Genomic DNA, 26,200 nt, shown 5'->3' on the forward strand with positions numbered 1-26,200 from the left:
TCCCCATGATTGACTACACACCGTTGTACGCTGGCATCCAGCACACCCCGGAGCTGCGCCCCTGGCTCACCACCCTGCCGCAGCAGGTGGCCGATGGCCTCAGCCCGGCCCGCTGGGGGGATCTCGCGGCGTGGCGGCAAGTACTGGACGCGCTGCCCCCCATCACCCCCTCTTCCGTGGAAGTCGCCGGTGAAGTGCGCATAGGTTGCGCAGGTGATGCCACCCCGGAGCAGCTCGCCGAACTGGAAGCGCAGCTGCACCGACTGCACCCGTGGCGCAAGGGCCCCTGGTCCCTGTTCGATATTTTTATCGACACCGAATGGCGTTCCGACTGGAAGTGGGATCGGGTGGCGCCGCACCTGCACGATCTGAATAACCGCCTGGTGTTGGATGTGGGTTGTGGCAGCGGCTATCACTGCTGGCGTCAGTACGGCGCCGGTGCCCGCCGGGTGATTGGAATAGATCCGTCCGCCAAATTTGTCGCGCAGTTTTACGCGCTGAAAAAATACATCGGCATGGATAAACCAGTGGATGTACTACCACTGGGCATCGAAGCGGTGCCTGCAGGCCTTCAGGCCTTCGATACCACACTTTCCATGGGTGTGCTTTACCACCGCCGCTCGCCACTGGACCATCTTCGCGAGCTCAAGGACACGTTGCGCCCAGGGGGCCAGCTATTGCTGGAAACCCTGGTGATTGAGGGAAAACTGGGTGAATGTCTGGTGCCGGAGGGGCGTTACGCCAAGATGCGCAATGTCTGGTTTTTCCCGACTACCGCCACCCTGGAGAGCTGGCTACGCAAGACCGGCTTTGTCGATGTAAAAACCGTCGATCTGGACCGCACCACACTGGAAGAGCAGCGCCGCACCGACTGGATGCGTTTTGAGTCGCTGGTCGACTTCCTCGATCCAGAGGATCACAGTAAGACCATTGAGGGGCACCCTGCGCCGCTTCGCGCGACTCTGACCGCAACCGCTCCCTGACCCCGCGGGCGGCTGTGCGGGGCTGACCGGACCTCCGCCGCCCGTTCATTTTCTGCAGCATTCTGTATCGCCCGCCGCGGCAAGCCAGCGATTTGTCGCACCGGCCCTGCTCCGCGCCAAATAAAATTTTGATTTCTCGTGCCCGTATTGCGACGTCGTGCCGCTTCGGCGAACGTGTGCGCCTGTAAAGATCCGGGTGCCGTCGCGCAGTCGCAGGTGCCCAATAACTACACTAATAATCAGCACTCGCGGCTTTCACCGCGAGGCTAGGCGAGAGAATCACCGAACACATGAGCATCAGTGTCTTCGAACTTTTCAAAATCGGTATCGGCCCTTCCAGCTCCCACACCGTCGGCCCCATGGTGGCGGCGCGCCAGTTTGTCTGTGATCTGGATACCCGTGGCGACCTGACAAAAACCGAGCGGGTTGAAGTCCACCTTTATGGCTCCCTGGCGCTGACCGGTGTTGGCCACGGTACCGACATGGCGGTCCTGATGGGCCTTGAGGGCGAGGCTCCGGACAGTATCGATGTGGACAGTATTGACGGGCGCCTCAAAGGCATAGATACCCATCAACAGTTGATTCTCAACGGTGTGCGCGCCATTCATTTTGAGCGGGATCGCGATCTGCTGTTCCACAAGGAAGAGTTCCTGCCCCAGCACTCCAACGGTATGACCTGCAAGGCCTTTGCCGGTGAGGAATGCCTGTTCGAGCGCAGCTACTTCTCCATCGGCGGCGGGTTCGTGCTGTCGGAAGAGGATTTCAGCAACGGGGAACAGATCGCCACCCTGTTGCCCTATGACTTCAGCTCTGCGGAAGAGCTTATGGCATTGTGCGACAAGCACGGCTGGACGATTGCCGAGCTGGCCATGGAGAACGAAAAGGCTTACCGCTCCGAGCAGGAAATCAAAGACGCCCTGTGGCATATCTGGGAAGTCATGGATGCCTCCATCCAGCGGGGCTGTCGTCAGAGTGGCACCCTGCCCGGTGGCTTGGGGGTACGCCGCCGGGCCGAAGAGCATTTCCGCGAACTGTCGAAGCAGACCAGGGAAGAGCGCTGTCAGGGCCTGTCCATCCTGGATTGGGTGAGCCTGTTTGCCCTGGCCGTCAATGAAGAGAATGCCGCACGCGGGCGCATTGTCACCGCCCCCACCAACGGCGCCGCGGGCGTTATTCCCGCGGCCATCGCCTATTACGTGGAGTTCGTGCACAACGACGAGGACCACGGCGACCTGAAAGATCAGGTGGTGGAATTCATGCTTACCGCCGGCGCGATCGGCATGCTGTTCAAGAAAAACGCATCAATTTCCGCAGCGGAAGTGGGCTGCCAGGGGGAGATTGGCGTCGCCTGCTCCATGGCATCCGCGGGGCTGGCGGCGGTACAGGGCGGTTCGAACCAGCAGATTGAGAATGCCGCAGAAATTGGTATGGAGCACAATCTCGGACTCACCTGTGATCCCATTGGCGGCCTGGTTCAGGTGCCCTGTATCGAGCGCAATACCATGGGTGCCGTCAAGGCGATCAACGCGGCGCGGCTGGCACTGCGCGGGACCGGCGCCCATATCGTGCCTCTGGATAGCGTGATTGAAACCATGCGCCAGACCGGCATCGACATGCAGAGCAAGTACAAAGAGACCTCCCTCGGTGGCCTCGCGGTCAATGCGGTGAACTGCTAACCCGGAACACCGTGCTTGGTGTACACATCAAAGCGCCCCGACTTGCCTTCAAATCGCAGGCTCGGCTTCGCACTATCGAGATCGGGTGCGAGCCGTGGGCGCTTTACCACCGCGCGGTAGTAGCAGGCCTCCAGTGCGGGTGTCAGCAGAGCGTCCGCATCTTCATCGCTGCCCACGATTTCATGGAAAGCGACCATCTCTTTCTTCACTTTGGCGCTCTTATCGCGACTGGGGAACATAGGGTCCAGATAGATCACCGGAATGGTTTCGCCACCCTGCCCCCGCAGCCAGGCTGCGGCGCTTGTCACCCGCGGCTCAAGAATCAGGCGGCCGGCAATGGGTGCGAGCTCCGGGTCGCATTGCGCGGCTGCCCGCAGCCGCTGAACGCCATCTTCCAGCAGTGCGTAGACCACCGGATTGCGTTCCAGCATACGCACCTCACTGCCCAGCGAAGCGAGCACAAACGCATCGCGCCCGAGGCCCGCCGTCGCATCGAGAATCTGCGGATAAAAGCCGCTGCGGATACCGGTGGCTTTGGCGATCTGCTGCCCCTTTCCACCGCCGTATCTGCGCCGATGTGCCGCTGCGCCGGTGACGAAATCCACCTTGACCGGACCCGGCGCTTTGCGGCCGGTGGCACAGAGTTGCAGGCTGTCACCACGGCACAGTACAAAGGGAAAGTCTTCAATACTTTTTTCCTGGGCGACTCCGAGGAACGGGAGCGATAGCTGTTCGGCGAGAGCTTGCGCTTGCGCAGCTTTGGTGTCATCTGCGGCGGTAACGGCCAACTGCATGGTTTGGGCACATCCGAGTGATTCGTGGGGTATCTATTGCAGGGGCAATTTACCCGGGATGCGCGAGCCATGCCAGTGCCGCCTCCTCCCCGGAACCGGGAAAAGGACGCACTTCCGCAGCCACAAAATGGTTTAGCAGTTGCGGCATAAACGCTAGCAGCACATTGTCGGAAAGTACCGCGATACGCTGGAGATGGCGGTGCTGATTGCGCGTGAATACGCAGTGGGAAACCAGTGCTGCAAAATTCTGCCAGCCGCGGAAGTGGCGGGCGTCAATCAACAGACCCTGCAGACTGCCATGCTCCCAGATCACAGGATCCACCTGCGCGGCCAGCGCGCGGAATTCCGCGGGTTTGAGTTCAGCGACCGGTCGAATTTCCAGAATATCGTGGTCGTGGTGCCAGCAGTGCTCGATCATCGTCTGTCATAACTTCGTAACTACCTTTAAAGGGTAGAAAAGAAAAAGGCCGCGAACCAGTCGCGGCCCTGTATCAGGCTTCGAGCAAAACAGTGGCTCACTGCTGAGGTTCGTCCTCGCTCTTGGCCTTGTCTTTCAGGTCGTCCCACGCCTCTTTGGCCTTGTCGGCGGCATCTTCGGCTGCGTCTTTGGTCGCGTCTCCCGCATCTTTGAGCGCATCGCCTGCGTCGTCGGCGGCATCTTTCACCACATCGCCCGCATCCTCGGCGGCATCCCGTACTGCATCACCGGCATCGCGAGCAGCATCTTCGGTGTCATCCATCAGAGTGCTGTCGGAAGTTTGTGGATCGGGGGTGGTTGGCGCAACGTCATCGCTTTCCTGTGGCATGGTCGGATCGCTGGATGAATCCGGCATGGTGGAATCGCTATCCGGTGCGGGCTGGGTTTCTTCGATGGCCGGCTTTTCCATCTTGTCGTAGGCATCACCCACGGAGTCGTCCGAATCTCTGGACATGAAGTAGCCGATAATCAGCAGCAGAATAATCAGTGGCAAGAGTAGTTTTTTCATAGTCCCGTTGACCCCTGGTCGGTTGGAATGAGAGCAAAACGATCGGGCAGATCCTGGGACCTGGCGGCGAGCACAGGTGGTATACCTGCCCCGTCGTTCTCGGTTGGCGTTCATTCGGCAGCACCGAGGAAGACGACGCCAATACAGATAAGAATAATCCCCAATTGCTGCACTTCAAGGAACATTGTTCCAGCAATTAAGTATTTATGCTTATATGCGTTCGACTGATTATTAAGGGAAATTCTATGGCACCCTGTGGCCGTACCCGCGCAGGGCCAATCCAGACCACCGGGCCTGCCCCGGGACATGTGCTCTCACGGCGGGTTACCCTTAGGGAACCTCCTAAAGCCTGAGGCATCACGGGCTTGATCAGAGGCCCCTAATAGTACCGGTTCAGTTCGGCCAGCAGATTGCCCCGCTCGGGGTGGGCAATGGCTGCTTCACAACTCAGCAGCTCCAGGTAACCGCGGGCATTGGTGCGGGCAAAAATCAGATACTGCTGCCCGCGGGTCAATTTTTTCTGGCAGTCAGCCAAGTGAACCCGGAAGGCGAGATGGGCCGCAGAGGCGCCCTTCCACACCTGTTGCGCGACGCCCGAATAAACATAGCCGGTAACGGCCGTCATACCCGGCTCGGACAAAGCGTGATCGATCAGACGCTGAACGGCGGTAATCTCTACCCGTGCCACCAGTTCAGCAGTCTCCAGCTGTCTCTTCAGTGGCGCAGCAAGCCCCGATTCAGCAGTGCGCTTCCCTTGCTCCACCGCGGCCTGATCCGCAGACAGTGGTAATGTCACCAGGGCAACGGCGAGAGCAGCAGCCCCCGGCCACGGAAACCTCGGCCACCCTTTCCGCCTCCAGTTATTCGGGACCATTCGCGCCTCCCTGGAATAGCCTCAATCCCTATCTCTCTGAACAGCATAAAAAAGGGCGCCGAAGCGCCCTTGTCGTTGCCGGCCCTATTGCAGCGGCAGCAGTTCCAGCTCTACACGACGGTTGGCCTGGCGACCAGCGTCGGAATCGTTGCTGGCGATGGGATAGCGCTCACCGTAACCCACAGCCTGCACACGACCAGCGGCAACACCGCGCGTAGTAAAGAAGTTGGCAACAGACTCGGCACGACGCTCACTCAGAGTCTGGTTGGTAACGTCGGAACCGGTGCTATCGGTATGACCACTCACACGAATAGCGGTTTTGTCGAACTCGTTCAGTACCAGAACCACGGAATCCAGAGTGCCGTAGAAGTCATTGCGAATTTCATAGCGGTTGGTGGCAAAGGTGATGTTGCCCGGCATGATCAGACGAATGTTGTCGCCCTCACGCTGCACACGTACCCCGGTACCTTCCAGGCGTTGGCGCAGTGCCATTTCCTGGCGGTCCATGTAGTAACCAATACCGCCACCGATGGCGGCGCCACCGAGTGCGCCAGTGATCGCGCCTTTTTTACGATCGCTCTTACTGGCTGTTGCCGCGCCGATAATAGCGCCCGCTACGGCACCGGCACCTGCGCCTTTTGCGGCATTACTGGTTTTACTTTCCTGGGTGTAAGGATCCAGGGTGGTACAACCAACCAGTGAGCCCAGAGCAAGAATCGCGACCCATTTTTTCATTAAGCTTTCTCCTAACGCTTTTTACTGATGACGGGTGGAATGTGAGGCAGTTTCGCTGTTGCAAGCTGACTGCAGGCTGAACCGTGTTCGCCATTGGCACGAAGACTATGCGGAAAGTCTCTTTTGGTCTACCGCTCAATTCCCAAATTTGACGGGAAATTCTAAATGCCACCGGCACCCCGAGTGTCGCCCCTACCCCCGTCAAAAAAATTTCCCCGGCCGAGGAGGAAGTGTCCGTGTATTCGGTAACGTTTCTTGCGGGCTTTGCATATCGCACCAATCGCGGAGCCCTCGGGTAACCGGTGCACAACTATCCTTCCACAAGTTCTGTGGATAACTATGTGCATGAAACTTGTTAACCCTGCGAGAAGCGGCGCAATTCCTAGCCCCCAGCGATTTGTGCATTTTTTGCGCCGAAGATATTTTTATTTACAAATCAATAACTTACACAACATCAAAGCATCCGCGTACTAATTAGTAGCTTATTAGGAGGCCGTTCAAAAATACGGGTTTTGATGTGGAAAAGATTTGTCAAGGGGGTACGGGAAGGAAGGAGCTGAAAAACCGTAAATTTCCAGAAACTCACGTAGAAATAGACGCAGCGCTGAAAGTGTACAACCCCCGGATGACATTCCGGTGATGGGGTAGAACGGGATCCCGACATTGCAGAGGTCCGGTGCGGCCGCTCAGTAATGCGGCGGCCGTTCTTCCCCGGGCTTATCGCCCTTGTTCATTTCGAACATCAGATCCTGATACTTTTCCGACACTTCTTTCAGCCGGGCAACCAGTGCCCGCAGCTGGGCGTCCTGTTGCGCGATGGTATCGTTCAACTGCGTCAGCGTGTCTTCCTGGAAAGCCAGTCGTGTTTCCAGCTCATCCACACGGGCTTCCAGTTGTTGCATTGCATCACTCATGACCTGGCTCCACTTAGAGTAATCGGTACAGGCAATCCTTCAGCCCCACTGCCCGCTGATCCATAAACAGGCTTTGCCCCATACGCGAGGTGACATAGCCAAAGCCCACTTCCGTTTCCGGGTCCGCAAAGCCTACGCTGCCCCCGGCACCGGGGTGGCCAAAACCACCTTTACCCCCGAAGGCCAGGTCTTCTGCGGAACCCGCCTTCAGGAAACCGCAGCCGAATGCCACATCCGTCTGCAGGATCGCATCCCGCGCCCGGCTCTGTTCGGTAGTGGCCTCTGCAAGAATCGTGCGATCCAGTAATTGTGGATCCTCGCTGGCCAGATCTCCGTACACCGCAGCGAGGTCGCGGGCGCTGAAATGCCCATTGGCCGCAGGAATCAGTGCATTCCGCCACTGATCGCCGTTGGTCCCCATCATGAGGGTGACGGGGTTGGTGAACGCCGTCGCCACCGGGCCCTGGCGGTCTTCCTTGATGGAGCGGCCGATCGCATTGGGGCGCAATTCCGGTAACGGCTTTTTCAGTGGGCCGACATCCGCGATCCGGGAGGAGCGGTGCCCTACCGCACCGAACCCGCCATCGAGCGCCAGCGGGTCGCTGACGCCCTTCTGGTAGAGATCCCGCACCGTTTCACCACTGGCTTTTTCTATCAGACCACCCAGGGTCCAGCCATACAGAAACGGCGCATATCCCTGCTGGCTACCAGGCTCCCACCAGGGGGCGGTCCGCGCGACCTGCGCGAGTGCCGCATCCCAGTCATAAATCAGGTCGTCGGCGACTTTCTCGCGGAAGGCAATGACACCACTGCGATGGCACAGTAACTGCCGGCCGGTAATCCCGGCTTTCCCCGCCTCGGCAAACTCCGGCCAGTATTGGGCGACAGGCGCATCCAGATCCAGTTTGCCCGCGGCGACCTGCTGCAGGGCGATCAGCGCAAGGATACCCTTGGAGGAGGAAAACACGTTTGCGAGGGTATCCTCTTCATAGGGTTCCGTGCCGGCGCGGTCGGCGCAGCCGGCCCACAGGGAGGCGATCACTTCTCCGTGCTGTACCGCGCAGAAGGAGGCGCCGACATCACCGTGATCACGGAAGTTGGCCGCAAAGGCATCGTACAGGGCTTCAAACCCCGGGGCGCAATATCCCTGAATATCCATGAAGAAGCGTTACCAATAAGAGAGGACGAAACGGAAAGGCGCACGGCGGGCAACCAGGCTGCCGTGAGCCCATCAAAACGGGGCGCAAGCATAGCGGATCGCTGCGGTACTGTTAAGGCGAGAAACCGGCAGGAGCGAGCCACTTGCGCGGTTCATTACCCCCCTTCTTCCAGCGGCTCCTCGAAGTCCTCCAGGCGATAGCCACACTGCTTGCAGTACTCGGCATCGGCATCATGGCCGGCTTTGCCACAATTGTGGCAGCGGGCAAGTTGCTTTTCGCGCCCTATCTCATGGGCCAGCTCGGCGGTGACAATACCCGTGGGCACAGCGATGATCGAGTAACCGATCAGCATGGTCATCGAAGCAATGGCCTGCCCCAGGGGGGTGTGCGGCGTGATATCACCAAAGCCGACGGTGGTGATGGTGACAATAGTCCAGTAAATACTTTTCGGGATACTGGTAAAGCCGTGCTTGGGGCCCTCCACCACAAACATGATGCTGCCAAAAATGATGCACAGCACCAGGACACTGGTGTAGAACACGAATATTCGCCGCCTCGCCTGCCACAGTGAGCGCATCAGGATATTGGCATCACTCAGGTAGCGAACCAGTTTCAGTACCCGAAAGACCCGCAACACCCGCAACAGGCGAATGACCATCAGGTAAGTGGCTCCGGTAAAAATCAGTGCCAGGTAACTGGGCAGGATGGCCAGCAGATCCACTACGCCGTAGAAGCTGGTGACGTACTCCCTGCGATCCCGAGCGCAATAGATGCGGGTAATGTACTCAAGGGTAAACAGTGCGGTGAAAAACCATTCAAGCTGGTAGAAGGTTTCCCCGAAACGCACCCACAGGCTTTCTACAGATGCCAGCACCACCAGAGTAACGCTCAGCAGAATCGCCCAGATCAGGACAACATCAAAGTACTTCCCCGCTGGCGTATCTGTGCCAAATATCACTTCGTTCAGCCACTTGCGGGTTCCCGTGAGAGGCATGTAATCCGGTCCTTCTCGTTATTCGTGTTACAGAGGGTGTAGTTGAAGACATTCTAGCGGACAGCAGCGGCGCAGAATACGCCGCTTTTGAAACAGGTCTGGGATCCGCTATGCTTCGCCACCGGATTGACTCCGCTCCTCTGCAATACGTCGACCAGCAGGAAACCAACATGCGTGACAAGAATCGACTCGTTTACTCCACAGACCGCGGCCGCATCAAGGAGCCCGCCAGAGAGGAAAGGCATCACAAGGGCGATGGCATCGTGCGGATACAGCGGGAAACCAAAGGCCGTAAGGGCAAAGGGGTGACCTGTGTGCGGGGTGTGGACGGGACCGATGCGGAGCTGAAGCTTTTACTGGCGGAACTGAAAAAGCGCTGCGGATGCGGGGGCGCGCTGAAAGACGGTGTGATCGAAATTCAGGGGGACAAGCGCGACGAGATCAAAGCCGCGCTCGAAGCCAAGGACTACAAGGTGAAGTTGGCGGGGGGCTGATTTCCTGGCCCGTTGCGGCGGTCACGATCGGCGCGAATCCGCACAGGCAGTTCCCTGACTGAGCCTCACAGACTGGCGAGACGCAACGGCTTCACTTTCAGGCGCTCCTCCTCTGCGAGGCATAACGCCAGCAGTTGTGCCAGTTCGGCCTGATAGGCTTCCATCACCACACCACTGGCAGACTTGCCGCGCAACTCCAGTGCCTGGAGCTCACCGCTGACATCATCACCCCGGACCGCGCCCGAAATCGCGGTCTCTCCGGTTGCGCAGGACTGCAATTTTTCCAATTGCGCCGGGGTCAGCGGCACCTGCCGGGCCCGAGCGGCTTCTTCCAGCTGCCGTATCTGCTGGGCGATCAGCTCCGGGTACTTCTGCAGCAATGCAGTGGGCAGCTCCTGAGTTGGGGCGCGCTCGATCAACTCGCAGACCACATCGCTGTATCGATTCAGTGTGGTCAGAGGCTCATTTAGGGCATCAAATTTGCGCAGCCGCGCGAGTGCCGTTTGCGCCGCTTTTCGATCCGCCGCCACCATGGTTGCCATGGCCCGCTCCACCCGCAAATAAAACATACTGTGCAACTGCTGACGCTGTTGCAGGCACTCGCTGAGGCGAACCCGATTGTCCTGGCGCGACTCATCTGTCGCTGCCGGCGTTGTCCCATTCAGGTCGTAGAGACGGGGGTCCACCCGCACATTCGCGCGCACCAGCGCCGCACCAATCTGTATCCGCGCCCCCTTGCGTTGCAACTGCGCAATCCGCTGTTCCAGTTCCTGCAGATCTACCAGCCGGCCACGCAACCAGTCTATGCACGACTGGAGATCCAGTGTCCGGAGCTCTTCGTTCCGCGGTAGCTGAAGGTGCACGAAGTCCCGGGGGATGGCGCGGTTGAAATATCGCGTCAACACCTGCTGGGCGGCCTCGGCGTTTTTGTCAGTTTCCAACAACAGGCGGTTTTCCACCGGACGGCAACTGTCATCCCCTCCTACCCGGCTGACCCGTGCGGCGAGCTCGGTAAAATCGATAAACAGTTTCTGCAATGAAAAGTCCTGTCGCTGCAGACCTGGCGGCAACTGGTGCTCTTCCACCGCACCGATACGCAGATGGCCAGCGGGTTCCTCTTGCGCCCAGCAATCGGTCTCCTCCGCCATCGCCGCGTCTATCCCCTTCAGGGTTTGCGCACTGGTGTTGTTGTACAACCAGCGCACCGCCAGAGGAACATTCATCAGGCGCTTACCCAGCAGTTGGGCTTCGCGGTTGATCTCACCACACACCAGGTCCGCATGAACCAGACGATTCCAACGCTCGGCAAAATGATGGAATCCGTCCGATCCAACCAGCTGGCCGGCAGCAAGATCCGCGTGTGCTTCCAGACGTCGCGCCAAGGGGCCGCTCATGTGGCGGTGCGCAGCCTGCAGGCGATCAAATAGCGGAGCCAGCGGGCGGCCGCAAATCACCAGCAGCTTGTGCAGCGGCTTCAGCACTACCGGGACTGTATCATCGGCGCCGATGATCGTTGCCTCCCGTTCCAGTGCATCCTGCGCCCGCTGCAAACGCTCAGAGGTACCGATTGCAAGCGACTGGGCAGCCCGGTACCAGTGATTCTGGTACGGACTCATGGCTCTGGCCATCAATGCCACGACATCGCCACCTTCCAGGGTGGCCACTGCACCGAGGCCAAGCGACAATTTTGGTGGGGAGAACGGCGCCTGCATCACGCGGATTTCCGCGCCTGCGGTCACGACCACCTCCGTGGCCAGAATCCGGTTCGCCGACGCGAGATTGCGCGGACCTTTCTGCTTTCGCGCAATGCTCACACCACAGGTCTCGGCCATCACTTCCAGCAATAAAAACAAGCCCGGAGCGTCCCGCTTGGACAGGCGAACCGGATCAAGATCACCGGCCACACCGGCGTGCAGCCCCGAGGAACCGATAGAAAAGAACGGGGTCAGAATCAGCGCCATGCAGAAGCACACCAGTAGGATGGTCACGCCGCTCCCCGCCAATGTACCCACGCCAAACTCACCGGCAAGCACTGCCGATGGCAATGCCCAGAACGCCCCTCCCAGCTGATACAAGCAGAGAAGCAGCAGCCCCACGAATCCGGCAGGTACAACCGACGCCAGAAGCAATTGGGGAAGCATGGCAATTCTGCTTCCCGGGGCGGGCGATGCGGCGCTGACAGCGGAACGGAACAGTGCCCGCAGCTGTGCGCGGGCCGCACTGTCTTTTGGCTCGGATTTCGGGGGGCTGGTCAGCTCCGGGGCATTTTTTGCGCCCCTTCCCTGCGCCGCTGTGGTCCGCTGTGTGGCGGCGCTTTTTGCCGCAGCGGGCGCGGTCGATTGACTGGGGGCGCCCCCACCAGACGGTTTAGGGTTGCTGGGCGCAGGTTTACTGCTGGAGGGTGCGACCTGACTCGGCGCCGCAACCTGCAGCGCCGGCGCCACCTCGGGGCCAGGTCGGCCTGTGGTGGTAGCCGGCTGTGACTTGCGCTCCTGCCGCTGTCGAGCAAATTTCAATCGCGCGAGAATCGCGCGATTATCGAAGGTGCCTGCAGGGTGTACCTCGATTTTCAGACCAAGTTGCTGAAGCTGTGTACGAAACTGCACCACCTCCCCCGCGGTCAGCTGATCCTTGATGACCCAGCCTTTCAAAAACAGCTTCCGTGCCTGATCCCCACCGATGGAAAATGCACTCATCAGCTGCTGCAACACTTCCTTTGGCGGTTTGGCACGCAGTGTTTTTCCTGCAGAAATGATCTGAAATCGGTCCTGATTTCTTCCCTGCAGATTGTCGGGTACCCGGTTGTGAATCCTTGCCTGGCTTGCCATCTGTTCCTCGTCGCCCCCGCGGGCAGATATCCGTAGATGGGCCGCAGGGTACGAGATTAGAAGCCATGGGAGTGGGGACTGGTTCTCACTGGAATTTCGGCCGACACCCGAAGCGCAATTTCCCCAATCAGTTCCCAATCGAGCCACCGACGAAATCCCAGTTCAACTATCGCCTGGATCACGTTTCAAATGCAGTCAGCAGAGGGACTGGCGCGTTATTTTGTGTCCTGCTCGGTGGGAGGTTTTGCGGTATTTTCCGAAGGGGTCCAGACCGAAGGATCGATCCCCGGAATATCGCAGCGCCGCGCGTCAAAAACCGGTTCGTTGATACCGCGACTGCGCTGCTCTTCATAGTCAGAAAACACCTTCAGGGCGACACCGGATAGCAGCAGAATCGCCAGCAGGTTTGCAGACGCCATAAAGCCCATGGACATATCGGCCATGTTCCACAGCAAGGCAAAATTTCCGGAACTGCCGGTATAGGCGACCCAGGCGCCAAACAGGATAAAGCCGATATACAGGACCCGGTAACAGAATATCGACGTTCGGGTGTGCCAGAGATAGAAGATATTGGTTTCGGCGTAATAGTAGTTGGCGATAATGGAGGTAAACGCAAAAAACAGCAGTGCAACGGCCACGAAACTGTTGCCCCAGGGGCCGAGAATACTGGCCAGCGCCGACTGAGTGAGTGTAACGCCTTCGACCGCACCACTCAGCTCCACATCACTCAGCAGAATGATTGCCGCCGTCGCGGTGCAGATCATCATGGTATCGAGAAACACCGAGGCCATCTGCACGTAACCCTGCACGACCGGATGTTTCACGTCGGCCGCCGCACCGACGTTCGGTGACGACCCCATCCCCGCCTCATTGGAGAAGAGCCCGCGCTTGATGCCATTGGCAACCACGGCCCCAAAAGCGCCGGCACCCGCTTCCTGAGCGCCGAAGGCATTGCCGAGAATCAGGGCAAACACCTCCGGTAGGCGGTCGATATTCATCACCACGATCACCAGCGCGATCACGATGTAAAACAGCGCCATAACCGGCACCACGATACCCGCGAAACGGCCGATGGTATGAATACCACCAAACACAATCATTCCGGCAAGTACGGCAATGACTATGCCGATCAATAGCGGATGAACACCCCAGGCCGCATTAATGGCATCCGCCATGGCATTGGCCTGGACGGCATTAAAGAAAAAGCCGAAACAGATCACCAGGAATACGGAAAACAGTACCGATAGCCACTTCCATTTCTTCCCCAGCCCCTTGTCGATGTAATACGCCGGCCCACCGCGAAAGGTCCCCGGTTCATCGCCCGGTTCCTTAAAGGTTTGCGCCAGCGTATTTTCAATCAGGCTGGTGGCCATACCCACCAGTGCCACCATCCACATCCAGAACACCGCACCCGGCCCGCCTGCGGTGATGGCCACGGCAACGCCCGCAATATTGCCGGTGCCCACCCGCGCCGCAGCACTTGTGGCAAAGGCTTCAAAGGAAGACACACAATCGTCACGCTCCTTGCGGAAACTGCGTGCCATGACGCGCAACATATGGCCAAAGGCGCGAATCTGAACAAAGCCCGTACGCACCGTAAAGTAAATGCCCGCTGGCAGCAGTGCAGCAATCAGAATGCCCAGCCACCAGACGCCGCCCAGCCCACCCCAGGTGATCTGGTTGCCCGCACTGACAACGGCGGCGAATAACTCCAGAAATGCCTGCATGAAGATCCTTTTTACCCACCGGTGCAGAATCCGTTGCCAGAATATTGCGCTGGACAAGGGACGAAAATTTTTCCTATAAATCCAGTAAAGATCAGCACCCGGAAAGCGCCACCCGAACCGCACCCGCACTCGGTGGGCGTGTGCCGCGGGTCATCCGCCACTTGTGACCCACCGACGCTGACGTACAATACCTCTAATCTGGCTGCGCTCAGCGGTCAAGCAGTATTCAGGCACCGAACAGGGATTCCGCGTACCGTCATGTCTTCTAACCACTCTTCATCAGTCCACACGTCCGCGCCGCAAACGGCACCCTATGGCAGCTGGACCTCTCCCGTGACCGCAAACCTGTTAACCGCGGGCAATGTTCGCCTCAGCGACGCACGCCTGTTTGACGGAAATGCCTATTGGCTCGAATCCCGTCCCGCTGAGAAAGGTCGCTCAGTTCTGGTGGAATGTGATCTTTCCGATCCAGAAAATTTGCGGGTACGGGATCTTATTCCCGCGCCTCTGAGCGTCCGCTCCAAAGCCCATGAATATGGTGGCGGTGCCTACACCGTGGCTGACGGCGTGGTGTATTTCGTGCTCGCAGCGGACCAGCGCATTTATCGAATGGCGCTTGATGGACAGACTCCGGAACCATTGACGCCGGAGGGCGCGTATCACTATGCAGATCTGCAACTGGACCGGCAGCGCAACCGCCTGATCTGTGTCCTTGAGGATGCGTCTGACCCGGAAGCTGAGCCCGTTGCCCGCCTTATCGCCATCGGGCTGCAGGATCGCGACGAACACGACGGGACATTTCAGTACACCGTGCTTGCGGAAGGTGCAGATTTCTACGCTTCCCCCGGTCTCAGCCCCGATGGAAAGCAGCTCAGTTTTCTTCAGTGGCACCACCCGAACATGCCCTGGGACGCCACCGAGCTGATGCTCGCGGAACTTGACGAAAATGGTACCGTCCAGGCAAGCCAGCAGATCGCCGGTGGCACCGGCGAATCCGTGTTCCAGCCGCAGTGGTCACCTGCCGGCGACCTGTACTATGTCTCCGATAAAAACAACTGGTGGAATATCTACTGGACCGGCAGCGACACGCCGGTTTGGGACAAAGATGCCGAATTTGCGACTCCGCAGTGGGTCTTTGGGATGTCCACCTATGGTTTTCTGGACCGTGACACGCTCTTCTGCACATTTACGCAAAACGGGCGCTGGCAGCTGGCAAACATTGACCTCAAGCGCGGTGAACACCGCTTGCTGGAGCACCCCGGCTGCGACTTCGAGAGTATTCGGTGCGCACAGAACCGGGCGCTGTTTATCGGCAGCAGCGCGACAGACTTCCCTGCGGTATACCTCTATTCCAGTGAATCCGGTCAGTTTCGGACCGTCGCCAGCAGCAGTTCCACCCCGGTGAACCGGGAGTGCTTTTCGCCGGCGCAACCAATCACCTTCGAAAAGAACGGTCGCGAGGTACACGGTTTTTACTACCCACCGCACAACCCCGGCTACCGCGGTGCCCCGGATGAGAAACCGCCGTTAATCGTGTTCGGCCATGGCGGCCCTACCGGGGCAACTTCCGCCGGGCTCAACCTGAAAGTGCAATACTGGACCAGCCGCGGCTTCGGTATTCTGGATGTCAATTATTCCGGCAGTACCGGCTACGGCCGCGCCTACCGCGATCGCCTTGAAAACAACTGGGGCATTCTCGACGTCGAAGATGTCTGCGCGGGCGCGGAATACCTGGTGGAACAGGGCCTCGCCGATCCGAACCGCCTGCTGATCAAAGGTGGCAGCGCCGGCGGCTACACAGTGCTGGCCGCCCTCACCTTTCACAATACGTTTTCCGCGGGTGCCAGCCACTACGGTATTGGCGACCTCACCACACTCGCCCAGGACACCCACAAGTTCGAATCGCGCTATCTCGACAAACTGGTTGGGCCCTGGCCGGGGACGGAAACGATCTACCGCCAGCGCTCCCCCATCAACCACATCGAGCAGCTGGACTGCCCGGTGATCTTTTTCCAGGGAATGGAAGACAAGGTGGTACCCCCCAGTCAGGCTGAGACCATGGTGCAGGCACTGCGTGAGCGGGGTATTCCGGTGGCCTACATTACCTTTGCGGAGGAAGGACACGGCTTCCGCTCCGCAAGCAGTATCCAGAAGGCACTGGAAGGCGAGCTGGAGTTCTACAGCCGCATATTCCGTTTCCCATTGCCCCAACCTGGCCCCGGTATCGAAATCGACAATCTCGAGGGCGAGCACTGATGGGGCGCTGGCGCCCACCGCGGCCCCGTGGTTCCCGCTATATCACGCCGGAAGGTGCCGCGCGTATGCGTGCAGAAGTGAAGCAACTCTGGGAAATTGAACGCCCGAGGGTCACCCAGGCAGTGAGCGACGCGGCAAAACTCGGCGATCGCAGCGAAAATGCCGACTACATCTACGGCAAGAAAAGACTGCGTGAAATTGACAGCCGTGTGCGCTTTCTCACCAAGCGACTCGAAGAAATCACCGTGGTCGACCGCGTCCCCGATGACCGGGGCAAAGTGTTCTTCGGCGCCTGGGTAACATTGGAAGACGAGGATGGCAACACAACGAAATATCGCATTGTGGGCCCGGACGAATTCAACGTGAAGGAAGGGTTGATCTCGATGGACTCTCCTGTCGCCCGCGCCTTGCTGGGAAAAAGCATTGACGATGAGGTGGAAATTCAGCAGATGGAACAGTGGGTGACCTACTACATCTGCGAAGTGGAATATCCTGAAATATCAACCTGAGGTGCCGGCCAGGCTCCTCCATTCAGGCATACCTGTCCGCTGGCTGACGATTCACGCAAGCGTTGGCAGAGCTGGTCGCAGGCGTCACCAAGCGGCATACCCGGCCAGCACCACAATCGCTCCATACACTGCAACGCCGGCAAAAACCGGCCAACCCAGTGAACGGGTCCGCCGCCATACCAAATAGGTGGCGAGGATACCAATGGCTGTCGCCCACCAGGTGGCAGGGCTCGGCGTTGCCGGCATCAGTGACACACCAAACATTGCCGCAATCATCAACGGACCGAGCACGGTCAGCCAGGACGGCATCGCCTCCAGTGAGTTTGCCGACTGTTTGCGAATCAGGTGCCGCCGCATCCACAGTAGTGGCAATGCACGCAGCATCAGGGTTCCCACCGCGGTGGTCACCAGGGCCAGCCAGAGTGTGTTATCCATGGTTCACCGCATCATTCCTCTGTCCCCGATTCCGCGCCAGTCTGTCCAGCCCGTAGTACACCAGTGCACCACACAACGCGGCGATGGGAATCGCGGCGTTTTTGAATCCATAGATGGCAAATATCAGCGCAATGGTGGTGGTTGCGGCCAGCGTCATCGCCCAGTGACGGGATGCTAATTTGGGCGCGAGCAGCACCAGAAACAGCGCCGGCAAGGCAAATGGCATCACCTCACCGACCAGGGGCCAGCGCTGCGTCAACTCCTTGCCGGCAATCGCACCGATCGCCGTTCCCCCAATCCAGCTGAACCAGGCCACCAGCGAAGCCCCGATGTACCAGCCCATACGATCCTGTGGAGGGAGCTGCGGAAGACGCACATGGGACAGCGCGAAAATCTGGTCGGTAAGGCCGTGCATCAACCAGGGCCAGTAACGACTGCGACCGAGCCAGGGCGCAATATTCGGCCCGTACACCACATGCCGAGCGTTGATCAATAATGTCATCACCACCACCAGCCACAGTGGTGCGCCGGCAGCGACCATGGCCACAAACAGGAACTGGGAGGCCCCCGCATACACCAGAGTCGATATCAAAATGGCCTCCCAGGCGGAGAAGCCAGACTGCACCGCGATCAAGCCAAAAGAAATCGCCACCGGAACATAGCCGCCCAACAGTGGAATACCCTCGCGCGCGCCGGTGACCCACGCCGGGCGCTTATCTGGGGTGGCAGAAGAACTCAAAACATCCAATCCTTTTTGCCCGTCGGGCGATAAAAAATACAATCTGAAAAAGACAAAGCCCCGGCAGCCGCTACCGGCTGCGGGGGCTTGAGCCACCGGCAATTGACGAGCCGGATTAACGCACGCCGTCCAGTAAATGCCGGGCGATAATCAAGCGCTGAATCTCGCTGGTGCCTTCGTAAATCGTGGTGATACGCACATCCCGCGCCATCCGCTCCAGGGGGAACTCCCGGGTATAACCAACGCCGCCGTGCATCTGCAGCGCCACATAGCAGGCCTCATTGGCCTTCTCCGACGCATAAAGCTTGGCCATGGAAGCAGCGGGCCCGAATGGCTGCCCCGCATCTTTCTGCCACGCTGCCTGCAACAATAACAGGCGCGCGGCCTCCATCTCCGTATATTTGTCGGCCAATTGCCACTGCAGCCCCTGAAACTGTGCCAGCGGCTTTCCGAACTGCTCACGCTCCTGCAGGTAATTGCGCGCGCAATCCAGCGCCTCAAGGCCGATCCCCAGAGCCAGCGAACCGATACCGATACGCCCTCCAGCCAGCTCGCCCGCGGCAATACGGAAACCGCGGTTCTCTTGTCCCAGCATATTGGCGGCGGGCACACGGCAGTCTTCAAAGGCGACCTCGTTCGTCACAGAGGCCTTCTGCCCCATTTTTTCTTCCGCCTTGCCAATCACCAGCCCCGGCGTACCGGCTTCCACCAGGAAACAGGAGATCCCTTTCCCTTTGGGAGCGGCAGCATCCGTCACCGCCCAAACCACAAATACCCCGGCAAACTCCGCGCTGCTGATAAACAGTTTGCTGCCATTCAGGACATAGTGGTCGCCATCTTTCACCGCCCGGGTACGCATGGCCGCGGCATCAGAGCCCGAGCTCGGCTCGGTCAGACAGAAGGATCCCGCCGGGTACTCGCCGCTGCAGATTTTGGGCAGAAAATACTGTTTCTGCTCCACGCTACCCATCGCCTGAATGACCTCTGCCACCATATTGGTGACCGAGGTGGTGGTCGCCGTGGAGGCACAGCCGCGGGCAATTTCCGTAATCGCGAGACTGAACGCGATGGTGCCGGCGCCAGTGCCACCATATTCCGGGTCGATATTGATTCCCATGAATCCGAGCTCGGCCAGCTCCTTGAGTTTCTGTAGAAACAGCGCCCGGTTACCGGTCTTATCCAGCTCTGCCGCAATGGGCTTCAGCTCACTATCCGCAAACTGACCCGCCGCCTCCCGGATCATCTGCTGCTCTTCGGACAATTCGAAATTCATGACGTTTTCTCACTCATCATTGCAGGCATACATCCAATGGTTCATCGGACAATGCGTCGTTATTGTTATAAGGGTTACGGTTATTTCCGGCGCAACAGGAACCGCCGCAAGGCTCCCTGTTGTATTGCCACGCCCAGTAAAATCAGCGCCAGGCCGGCGATGGTCGCCAGATGGATACGCTCTCCCACCAGCAGCGCGATCAATAACAGCGACAGGGGCGGAGAGAGATAGATAAAATTGCTGATACGCGCGGTGTTATCGCAGTGCAGCAGCGCCGCCTGCCATAATAAAAAGGCAATACCCATTTCAAACAGGCCCACGTATACCGCACCTATCCAGCCACCCAGTGGTGGCCACTGCCAGTCCCCCTGCCACCACACGGCTGCGGCCAACCAGGGCAGGCCGCAGCAGAATGTCAGGAACAGGTTTACCGATGCATTTCCACCGATACGGGTATTCAATAGCCAGTAACAGGACCAGACCAGCGTACTGAACAATGCCAGTGCCACGCCCCAGGGCTGCTCAAACCTGAGCTCTGCCAGATTGCCCCCTGTGGCAATCACCACGACCCCGCCATAGCACACCAGACCGGCGAACAGATCCTGCCTGCGCAGCTTCTGTTTCAAAAGCGGCACCGACAGCAGCGCCAGCACCACGCCCCAGGTGTAATTGAGCGGCTGGGCCTGCTGCGCAGGCAGCAGATCGTAGGCGTGGAAGAGAACCAGGTAATAGAGAAAAGGATTGCAGAACCCGAGGGCGAGAAACCAGCCCCGGGATCGCCGCCAGCTGTCGCGCAGCTCCCGGCCCAACCCCTGCCACAGGACAACCGCTCCCATAAAGACCGTGGAAACCAGTGACGCAATAGTCACTAGCTGCAGCGGCGACAGATATTGCAGGGAGAGTTTGAAGGCGCTGGCCACCGTGGACCAGCACAGCACTGCGGCCAGCGCGAACCACGTCGCACGGCGATTATTGCGGGAAAATGAACTGGCAGGTGCTTCCATCAGAGCGGTTAAAACCGTTTGCTCATCGCTTGCCGTTTTTCAGGTCCTGCTCGGGAATCGCCACCGAGGTATCGGTCTTCACTTCCTCGATCACAACATAGGTATGGGTTTCCCGCACACCGGGGACCGAAGCGAGTTTTTCACCAAGGAATTGACGGTACCCCAGCATATCCTTGATACGGATTTTTACCAGGTAGTCAAAACCGCCGGCCACCATGTGACACTCCTGAACCTCTTCGAGACTGGACAGATGCTTGTTGAATGCTTCCAGCGCTTCGGTCGCGGTATCCGTCAGGGATACCTGGATATAGACCACGAGACCCGCATGAACCTTGAGTGGGTCCAGCAGCGCAACATACTCTTTAATAAAGCCTTCGCGCTCCAGACGCTTGACCCGTTCGAGGCACGGCGTAGGACTCAGATTGACGCGACGCGCCAGTTCCACATTGGGAAGGCGGCCCGCACGTTGAAGAATCCGCAAAATCTGGCGGTCAATACGGTCCAGATCTTCCAATTTCCGAGACATAGCAAAATACCCTACTGGTGATTAACCGGATAACCCCTATATTTAACCACACTCTTTTCCAAAATGGAGATTAATTCTGGGATTTATCCCACATAATCTGGGTTTTTATCCTGTGCTTATTCCCCTCAGAGGGCTCTAAGGAAATACCTATGCCTACACATTTCGCCGGAGAACTGAAAAGCGCGCGCCAGAACGCCCGTAAGTATCTGCATGCCGACGAGAACCAGTGCGTCAGCGAGCTGCTGGCGGCCCCCCGCCCGGGTGAGGCACTGCGGGAGAAGATCCTGTCGACGGCGAGCCAGCTGGTGGTCAAGTCCCGCGAGCAGCGCAGCAAGCGCGGGACACTAGACGCGTTTCTGCAGCAATTTGGACTTTCCAATAAGGAAGGCGTGGCACTCATGTGCCTGGCGGAATCCCTGCTGCGCGTACCGGATGCTGATACTGCAGACAAACTGATCGCCGAGAAAGTTCACTCCGGCAACTGGTCCAGCCACCGCGGTCAGTCGGACTCCCTGTTCGTCAATGCCTCCACCTGGGGGCTGATGCTCACCGGCAATATCGTCGAGCTGGACCCGGACATCACCGAAAAGCCTTCTACCTGGATGAAGCGCCTGGTCAGCCGCATGGGCGAACCCATGGTGCGGACCTCCATGATGCAGGCAATGAAGATCATGGGCGGCCAATATGTGTTGGGGCGCACCATCAAAGAAGCGCTGAAGCGCGGCCCGGCGGAAAACGCCCCCGGTACCCGCTTCTCCTTCGATATGCTGGGCGAAGGCGCGCGCACCATGGCCGATGCGCAGCGTTACTACGACGCCTATATGATGGCCATTGAAGCGATCGGTGCGGATAATACCAGGCGCGATTCATACGGAGATGCGGTGGAAGCCAACGGCATCTCCATCAAGCTTTCCGCCCTGCACCCCCGCTACAGTGAACTGCAGCGGGAGCGCGTCATGAGCGAACTGCTGCCCAAGGTGAAGGCACTGTGTGCAGCGGCAGCCAAGTACGACATGGGCCTCAATATCGACGCGGAAGAAGCGGAACGCCTGGACATCTCCCTGGATATTTTCGAGTCCCTTGCCCGCGACCCGGAACTGGCCAAGTGGCAGGGGCTGGGTTTTGTATTGCAGGCCTACCAGAAGCGCGCGCCACACGTTGCTGACTGGCTGATTGCACTGGGGCGGGATACCGGTCGCAAACTGATGGTGCGACTGGTAAAAGGCGCCTACTGGGACACCGAAATCAAACATGCCCAGCAAATGGGACTGGCGGACTACCCGGTTTATACCCGCAAGTGCCATACCGACCTCTCCTATCAGGTCTGCGCCAAAAAACTGCTGGATGGCCGCGATGCCATCTATCCGCAATTCGCCACCCACAACGCCTACACCGTTGGCCTGATTCTCGAGCTCGCCGGCGATGGCAACAACTACGAGTTCCAGCGGCTGCATGGTATGGGGCACCTGCTCTATGACCAGATTGAAGCGGTCCATGGCAAGCGCGTGCCGGTTCGGGTTTACGCTCCCGTGGGCGCGCACAAAGACCTGCTACCGTACCTGGTGCGTCGCCTGCTGGAAAATGGCGCAAACAGTTCCTTCGTCAACCGCTTTATGGATGAGAAGACGCCGGTGGAGGAGCTGGTGCAGGACACCCTCAAACAAAGCGAAGCGTGCAACCCCTACCGGCACCCGGAAATTCCCGTGCCTGCAGATATCTATCTCGGCCACGAGCCGCTGCCGCGGAAGAATTCAGCCGGTATCGAGCTTACCGATCCCTGCGCAGTGGAACCGCTGCTGCAAGCCGTGGAAGCCACACAGGATAAATCCTGGAGTGGCGGGCCGATTATTGATGGCACCGCCGCCGCAGCCGATCTACCGGTTGTAAACCCGGCCACCGGCGAAACCGTGGGGCACACCGCCAACGCCAGTGAAGCCCAGATCCAACAGGCGTTTGCATCCGCCGCAGAGCACCAGCGCGCCTGGAACCGCCTCGGTGGAAACGCCCGGGCAACGATTCTCGATAAGGTAGCGGATCTGTACGAACAGCATATGGATGAGCTGGTGGCAATGATCTGCCGCGAAGCCGGCCGAACACTGAACGATGGCATTTCCGAAGTACGCGAAGCCGTGGATTTCTGCCGCTACTACGCCAATGGCGCGCGCCAGCATTTCAGTACACCCACAGTGTTACCCGGGCCGACCGGCGAGAGCAATGAGCTGAGCCTGTGTGGTCGCGGTGTGTTTGTGTGCATCAGCCCCTGGAACTTCCCGCTTGCCATTTTCACCGGCCAGGTAGTTGCCGCCCTTGCCGCCGGCAACGGCGTGCTGGCAAAGCCCGCGGAACAGACACCGCTGATTGCCGCCCGCGCGATCCAGCTGATGCACGAAGCTGGCGTGCCGGGAGAAGTACTGCACCTGGTAACCGGCACGGGTGCCGCGGTTGGCAAACCGCTACTGGACGACCCGCGGGTGGCCGGTGTTGCCTTTACCGGCTCCACAGAAACCGCCAAGCACATCAATATGCAACTGGCCGCGAAAGATGGCCCGATCGTACCGTTGATTGCGGAAACCGGTGGCCAGAATGTGATGATCGTGGACTCCACTGCCCTGCCCGAGCAGGTGGTCGACGATGTCATTCAGTCCGCCTTCCTCAGCGCCGGCCAGCGCTGCTCCGCACTGCGGATTCTGTGCGTGCAGGATGTGATAGCAGACAATCTCCTGAACATGCTCAAAGGTGCCTGCGAAGAACTGACCCTGGGCGACCCGGCCAGACTGGAGACCGATATTGGCCCGGTGATTGATGAGAAGGCTCTGGGACTACTGGAGAAGCATCGCGAGCGCATGGCTCAGGAAGCCAAGCCACGGTTTTCCTTTGACCCGGCCAGACAGCCGGCCAGCGGCACTTTCTTTGGCCCGCAGGTGGTGGAAATTGAGGACTTCAACCTGCTCAAGCGCGAAGTATTCGGCCCCTTCCTGCATGTGGTGCGGTTCAAGGCAGAAGAGCTGGAAGATATGATCCAGCGGATCAATGCCACCGGCTACGGCCTGACCTTCGGCCTGCACTCTCGCATCGAAGGGCGCGCCGGCGCCATTTTCAAACGGGTGGACGCGGGCAACTGCTACGTAAACCGGGACATGGTTGGTGCCGTTGTTGGGGTCAACCCGTTCGGCGGTATGGGGTTGTCGGGCACGGGCCCCAAAGCAGGTGGCCCGCACTACCTGTTCCGTTTCGCCAACGAAAAAACCAAGACCATCAACACGGTCGCCACGGGTGGTAATACCCAGCTGTTTACACTGGGCCAGTAAACCCAAAAAAAAGCCCGGGGAGCTACTGCTCCACCGGGCCTTTTTTTGGTGAGCGCGAGACAGCGCTCACCGGTTTACCTGCACAGCACCTGCAGGTTTCAACAGAGAAAACTGATCAATCACCTTCCCCTGATCACTGATCGCACGGTATTCCAGTGAACCGCTTTGCGGATCCACATCAATGACCTGGTACGTCCGGGTGTTTACCGCACCGAAGGCCGCAAACTCCGGCAATTCCTGCTCGTACATCTTGGTCCCGGATACCGCCACCAGGTAGATGGTGCCCTGCTCGCCCTCCGCCACCGGCTCGTTTCCACGCATGGGCACCGTGCGCATATACGCGTGGTCATGCCCCTGGAAGGCAATATCCACATTGTGCTTATCGAAAATCGGGCCCCAGGTATCTCGGATCGACTTATTGTCGCGACCTTCGCGGGAGGCATAGAACGGATGGTGGTAAATCACCACCTTCCAGCGAGCATCGCTCTCCCCCAGCACCCGGTCCAGCCAGTCCACCTGTAATTCAGGCTCTACCAGGTGATAGTTGGAGTCCATCACTACGACAAGCAGATCCTGATACGTCACATGATAGGTGCGACCCGGGTCGAGCTTGCTGCTGCCGTTGTCCGGCAACGCGAACTGTCTGAGATAGAGAGTCGGATGTCCACCGTGACTGTCATGGTTGCCCAATGCCGGCACCACCATGGAACGATCGAACACAGAACTGCCCTCATGGAAGAACTGATCCCAGTTGTCCTGCTCTTGACCGTGGTCAATCAGGTCTCCGGCGATCATATAGAACCGCGCATGGGGGAACTCGAAATCCGCCTGGCGGATCAGCTGCCCCCAACGGTCCAGCCCATTCTGCGGGTCTCCCAGATAGACAAATGAAAACGGTTCACTTGGCGTCGCAGCGGCGGTACGGAATTCCCGGGGCTCCGTCCAGTGCTTCCCATTGTCTGTACTCACCGCATAGAGATAGTCGGTCGCCGGCTTCAGTCCCTCCAAAGCGACACGGTGCAAACGCACCACCGGGTCATTCACCACCTGACGGGTGCGAAGTTCCGAGAAACTGGACTTCTTGCGCATTGCGCCCTGCGCACCGCGAGCCAGGACATCGGCCTTTGGCGCCACCCACAGCAACCCCTGATCCACACTGTCATCGGTACGCCACTGCACGGTCGCACTGGTCGCCGGGTCACCCTGCCAGGTCAGCTGCAGATGATCGGGACGAGCCGACGATGGGTAGCGAGTTTCACGGAAATACCCCACAAAGCGGGAAACCAGCTCCCAGCTCTCGAAGCTGCGCAGTACCGGGAGCCCAGCCAGTGTTGACGGCAAGGTATTGAAATAGTCGTTGTCATCGATAAACGGCCTGCCGCCAATCTCGGCAATTTCCACATCCACCGCGGGCGTCAGCGGGGTAATCGATACCGCCGAGCGCCCGTGTGCCGGTGCGGCAAAAACGAGATATGGCTTGAGTTCCCCCGACAGACTCGGCACCCCTAAGCGAACCTCCCCTGCAGGCACCGCTTTGGACCATACGTGATAGGGATCCTCCTCATCCACGATAAAATCCAGCTCCCCACGCCGGGTAAACTGCTGGTCCACAAGCCAGAATGGGGTTTCCCCATATGAAGCATCAAATGCGACATAAATCACCGCATTGCGATCCACCTCAAATCGGGAGAATGCCGTACCGAGATAACGCCGCTCATCGGCAGTGAGAAAGTCCACCACCGACTCCGGTGTCAGAGCGATACGCTCCGCCGGTGACAGCGCCCGTGACATGCGGTCGATGATATGGGATACCCGCTCCTCCAGTTCGTCGTGAACGTTATCCGGGCTATCCGCTGCCACAGCCACCGTAGAACAGAGCAGCAACAGAGCCACAATCAGGTTAGAAAATAAACGCATAGAACCCCCCAAAAATAATGCGCAGATTCTAACGACATATTCGCGAAGGTGGCGTCAGGGATATGAAT

22 protein-coding genes are annotated in these 26,200 nt (G+C 58.9%); 6 read left to right on the plus strand and 16 right to left on the minus strand.

Features of this window, described 5'->3' with window-relative positions; all coding sequences use genetic code 11:
• The first annotated feature begins 5 nt into the window (after window positions 1-5).
• Window positions 6-983, plus strand: a complete 978-nt coding sequence (cmoB, locus tag LRR79_RS12385) for a tRNA 5-methoxyuridine(34)/uridine 5-oxyacetic acid(34) synthase CmoB (RefSeq protein ID WP_231757514.1) — start codon at window positions 6-8, stop codon at window positions 981-983.
• A gap of 290 nt (window positions 984-1,273) precedes the next feature.
• Window positions 1,274-2,659, plus strand: coding sequence for an L-serine ammonia-lyase (locus LRR79_RS12390; RefSeq protein WP_231757515.1), 1,386 nt, complete (start codon window positions 1,274-1,276; stop codon window positions 2,657-2,659).
• Here the strand turns inward: LRR79_RS12390 and LRR79_RS12395 are convergent.
• The 8 genes from LRR79_RS12395 to LRR79_RS12430 form a co-directional block, all read right to left on the minus strand.
• Window positions 2,656-3,453, minus strand: a complete 798-nt coding sequence (locus tag LRR79_RS12395) for a class I SAM-dependent methyltransferase (protein ID WP_231757516.1) — start codon at window positions 3,451-3,453, stop codon at window positions 2,656-2,658. The two genes, LRR79_RS12390 and LRR79_RS12395, sit on opposite strands and share 4 nt — an antisense overlap.
• Before the next feature lie 49 nt (window positions 3,454-3,502).
• Window positions 3,503-3,871: a SpoIIAA family protein gene (locus LRR79_RS12400; RefSeq protein ID WP_231757517.1), complete on the minus strand. Its 369-nt coding sequence runs from the start codon at window positions 3,869-3,871 to the stop codon at window positions 3,503-3,505.
• A 97-nt stretch (window positions 3,872-3,968) separates the two neighbouring features.
• The gene (locus LRR79_RS12405) at window positions 3,969-4,439 is read right to left on the minus strand and encodes a hypothetical protein (RefSeq protein WP_231757518.1); all 471 of its coding nucleotides are present in this window, start codon (window positions 4,437-4,439) and stop codon (window positions 3,969-3,971) included.
• A 379-nt stretch (window positions 4,440-4,818) separates the two neighbouring features.
• Window positions 4,819-5,235, minus strand: a complete 417-nt coding sequence (locus LRR79_RS12410; protein WP_231757519.1) for a hypothetical protein — start codon at window positions 5,233-5,235, stop codon at window positions 4,819-4,821.
• A gap of 162 nt (window positions 5,236-5,397) precedes the next feature.
• Window positions 5,398-6,048: an OmpA family protein gene (locus tag LRR79_RS12415; RefSeq protein WP_043315998.1), complete on the minus strand. Its 651-nt coding sequence runs from the start codon at window positions 6,046-6,048 to the stop codon at window positions 5,398-5,400.
• Between the two features lie 686 nt (window positions 6,049-6,734).
• On the minus strand, window positions 6,735-6,962 hold the full coding sequence (locus LRR79_RS12420) for a SlyX family protein (RefSeq protein ID WP_231757520.1): 228 nt from the start codon (window positions 6,960-6,962) through the stop codon (window positions 6,735-6,737).
• 13 nt (window positions 6,963-6,975) lie between these two features.
• Entirely contained in the window at window positions 6,976-8,121 is a 1,146-nt protein-coding gene (locus LRR79_RS12425) for a serine hydrolase domain-containing protein (RefSeq protein WP_231757521.1), read from the minus strand.
• A 155-nt stretch (window positions 8,122-8,276) separates the two neighbouring features.
• Complete coding sequence (locus LRR79_RS12430) at window positions 8,277-9,116, minus strand: ion transporter (RefSeq protein ID WP_231757522.1); 840 nt, start codon at window positions 9,114-9,116, stop codon at window positions 8,277-8,279.
• 170 nt (window positions 9,117-9,286) lie between these two features.
• Between LRR79_RS12430 and yciH the strand changes: the two genes are divergently transcribed.
• On the plus strand, window positions 9,287-9,610 hold the full coding sequence (gene yciH / locus LRR79_RS12435; RefSeq protein WP_231757523.1) for a stress response translation initiation inhibitor YciH: 324 nt from the start codon (window positions 9,287-9,289) through the stop codon (window positions 9,608-9,610).
• Between the two features lie 65 nt (window positions 9,611-9,675).
• On the opposite strand, the gene LRR79_RS12440 is transcribed toward yciH, so the two are convergent.
• The gene (locus tag LRR79_RS12440; RefSeq protein WP_231757524.1) at window positions 9,676-12,438 is read right to left on the minus strand and encodes a hypothetical protein; all 2,763 of its coding nucleotides are present in this window, start codon (window positions 12,436-12,438) and stop codon (window positions 9,676-9,678) included.
• A 215-nt stretch (window positions 12,439-12,653) separates the two neighbouring features.
• The gene (locus tag LRR79_RS12445; protein WP_231757525.1) at window positions 12,654-14,165 is read right to left on the minus strand and encodes an alanine/glycine:cation symporter family protein; all 1,512 of its coding nucleotides are present in this window, start codon (window positions 14,163-14,165) and stop codon (window positions 12,654-12,656) included.
• 258 nt (window positions 14,166-14,423) lie between these two features.
• Here LRR79_RS12445 and LRR79_RS12450 point away from each other — a divergent pair, with 258 nt between their 5' ends.
• Window positions 14,424-16,421 (plus strand): alpha/beta hydrolase family protein, encoded by a 1,998-nt coding sequence (locus LRR79_RS12450; RefSeq protein ID WP_277608700.1) that lies wholly within the window; start codon window positions 14,424-14,426, stop codon window positions 16,419-16,421.
• Entirely contained in the window at window positions 16,421-16,930 is a 510-nt protein-coding gene (gene greB, locus LRR79_RS12455; protein WP_231757527.1) for a transcription elongation factor GreB, read from the plus strand. The genes LRR79_RS12450 and greB overlap by 1 nt, the downstream gene beginning before the upstream one ends.
• A gap of 84 nt (window positions 16,931-17,014) precedes the next feature.
• Here the strand turns inward: greB and LRR79_RS12460 are convergent, their stop codons facing one another.
• From LRR79_RS12460 to LRR79_RS12480, 5 genes are all read right to left on the minus strand, one after another.
• Window positions 17,015-17,365 carry an AzlD domain-containing protein gene (locus tag LRR79_RS12460; RefSeq protein ID WP_231757528.1) on the minus strand — a complete coding sequence of 117 codons (351 nt, stop codon included), beginning with the start codon at window positions 17,363-17,365 and terminating at the stop codon, window positions 17,015-17,017.
• On the minus strand, window positions 17,358-18,104 hold the full coding sequence (locus LRR79_RS12465) for an AzlC family ABC transporter permease (protein ID WP_231757529.1): 747 nt from the start codon (window positions 18,102-18,104) through the stop codon (window positions 17,358-17,360). The genes LRR79_RS12460 and LRR79_RS12465 overlap by 8 nt, the downstream gene beginning before the upstream one ends.
• A 115-nt stretch (window positions 18,105-18,219) precedes the next feature.
• A complete protein-coding gene (locus tag LRR79_RS12470; protein WP_231757530.1) occupies window positions 18,220-19,377 on the minus strand; it encodes an acyl-CoA dehydrogenase family protein in 1,158 nt (385 codons plus the stop codon).
• A gap of 80 nt (window positions 19,378-19,457) precedes the next feature.
• Entirely contained in the window at window positions 19,458-20,381 is a 924-nt protein-coding gene (locus LRR79_RS12475; RefSeq protein WP_231757531.1) for a DMT family transporter, read from the minus strand.
• Window positions 20,382-20,403: 22 nt separating this feature from the next.
• A complete protein-coding gene (locus LRR79_RS12480) occupies window positions 20,404-20,907 on the minus strand; it encodes an Lrp/AsnC ligand binding domain-containing protein (RefSeq protein WP_043315982.1) in 504 nt (167 codons plus the stop codon).
• Window positions 20,908-21,056: 149 nt separating this feature from the next.
• Here LRR79_RS12480 and putA point away from each other — a divergent pair, with 149 nt between their 5' ends.
• Complete coding sequence (gene putA, locus LRR79_RS12485) at window positions 21,057-24,215, plus strand: bifunctional proline dehydrogenase/L-glutamate gamma-semialdehyde dehydrogenase PutA (RefSeq protein WP_231757532.1); 3,159 nt, start codon at window positions 21,057-21,059, stop codon at window positions 24,213-24,215.
• Window positions 24,216-24,281: 66 nt separating this feature from the next.
• Here putA and LRR79_RS12490 read toward each other — a convergent pair whose 3' ends face one another.
• Entirely contained in the window at window positions 24,282-26,132 is a 1,851-nt protein-coding gene (locus tag LRR79_RS12490) for a purple acid phosphatase family protein (RefSeq protein ID WP_231757533.1), read from the minus strand.
• Window positions 26,133-26,200: the final 68 nt, after the last annotated feature.

Source organism: Microbulbifer elongatus, assembly GCF_021165935.1.
In the GTDB taxonomy this organism is placed as follows: domain Bacteria; phylum Pseudomonadota; class Gammaproteobacteria; order Pseudomonadales; family Cellvibrionaceae; genus Microbulbifer; species Microbulbifer elongatus.

Coding starts and splice junctions, on each gene's coding strand:
- LRR79_RS12390 (WP_231757515.1), top strand. CDS start 1,274: ATGAGCATCAGTGTCTTCGAACTTTTCAAAATCGGTATCGGCCCTTCC.
- cmoB (WP_231757514.1), top strand. CDS start 6: ATGATTGACTACACACCGTTGTACGCTGGCATCCAGCACACCCCGGAG.
- LRR79_RS12430 (WP_231757522.1), bottom strand. CDS start 9,116: ATGCCTCTCACGGGAACCCGCAAGTGGCTGAACGAAGTGATATTTGGC.
- LRR79_RS12445 (WP_231757525.1), bottom strand. CDS start 14,165: ATGCAGGCATTTCTGGAGTTATTCGCCGCCGTTGTCAGTGCGGGCAAC.
- LRR79_RS12470 (WP_231757530.1), bottom strand. CDS start 19,377: ATGAATTTCGAATTGTCCGAAGAGCAGCAGATGATCCGGGAGGCGGCG.
- putA (WP_231757532.1), top strand. CDS start 21,057: ATGCCTACACATTTCGCCGGAGAACTGAAAAGCGCGCGCCAGAACGCC.
- LRR79_RS12440 (WP_231757524.1), bottom strand. CDS start 12,438: ATGGCAAGCCAGGCAAGGATTCACAACCGGGTACCCGACAATCTGCAG.
- greB (WP_231757527.1), top strand. CDS start 16,421: ATGGGGCGCTGGCGCCCACCGCGGCCCCGTGGTTCCCGCTATATCACG.
- yciH (WP_231757523.1), top strand. CDS start 9,287: ATGCGTGACAAGAATCGACTCGTTTACTCCACAGACCGCGGCCGCATC.
- LRR79_RS12395 (WP_231757516.1), bottom strand. CDS start 3,453: ATGCAGTTGGCCGTTACCGCCGCAGATGACACCAAAGCTGCGCAAGCG.
- LRR79_RS12480 (WP_043315982.1), bottom strand. CDS start 20,907: ATGTCTCGGAAATTGGAAGATCTGGACCGTATTGACCGCCAGATTTTG.
- LRR79_RS12425 (WP_231757521.1), bottom strand. CDS start 8,121: ATGGATATTCAGGGATATTGCGCCCCGGGGTTTGAAGCCCTGTACGAT.
- LRR79_RS12415 (WP_043315998.1), bottom strand. CDS start 6,048: ATGAAAAAATGGGTCGCGATTCTTGCTCTGGGCTCACTGGTTGGTTGT.
- LRR79_RS12475 (WP_231757531.1), bottom strand. CDS start 20,381: ATGGAAGCACCTGCCAGTTCATTTTCCCGCAATAATCGCCGTGCGACG.
- LRR79_RS12460 (WP_231757528.1), bottom strand. CDS start 17,365: ATGGATAACACACTCTGGCTGGCCCTGGTGACCACCGCGGTGGGAACC.
- LRR79_RS12420 (WP_231757520.1), bottom strand. CDS start 6,962: ATGAGTGATGCAATGCAACAACTGGAAGCCCGTGTGGATGAGCTGGAA.
- LRR79_RS12450 (WP_277608700.1), top strand. CDS start 14,424: ATGTCTTCTAACCACTCTTCATCAGTCCACACGTCCGCGCCGCAAACG.
- LRR79_RS12405 (WP_231757518.1), bottom strand. CDS start 4,439: ATGAAAAAACTACTCTTGCCACTGATTATTCTGCTGCTGATTATCGGC.
- LRR79_RS12400 (WP_231757517.1), bottom strand. CDS start 3,871: ATGATCGAGCACTGCTGGCACCACGACCACGATATTCTGGAAATTCGA.
- LRR79_RS12490 (WP_231757533.1), bottom strand. CDS start 26,132: ATGCGTTTATTTTCTAACCTGATTGTGGCTCTGTTGCTGCTCTGTTCT.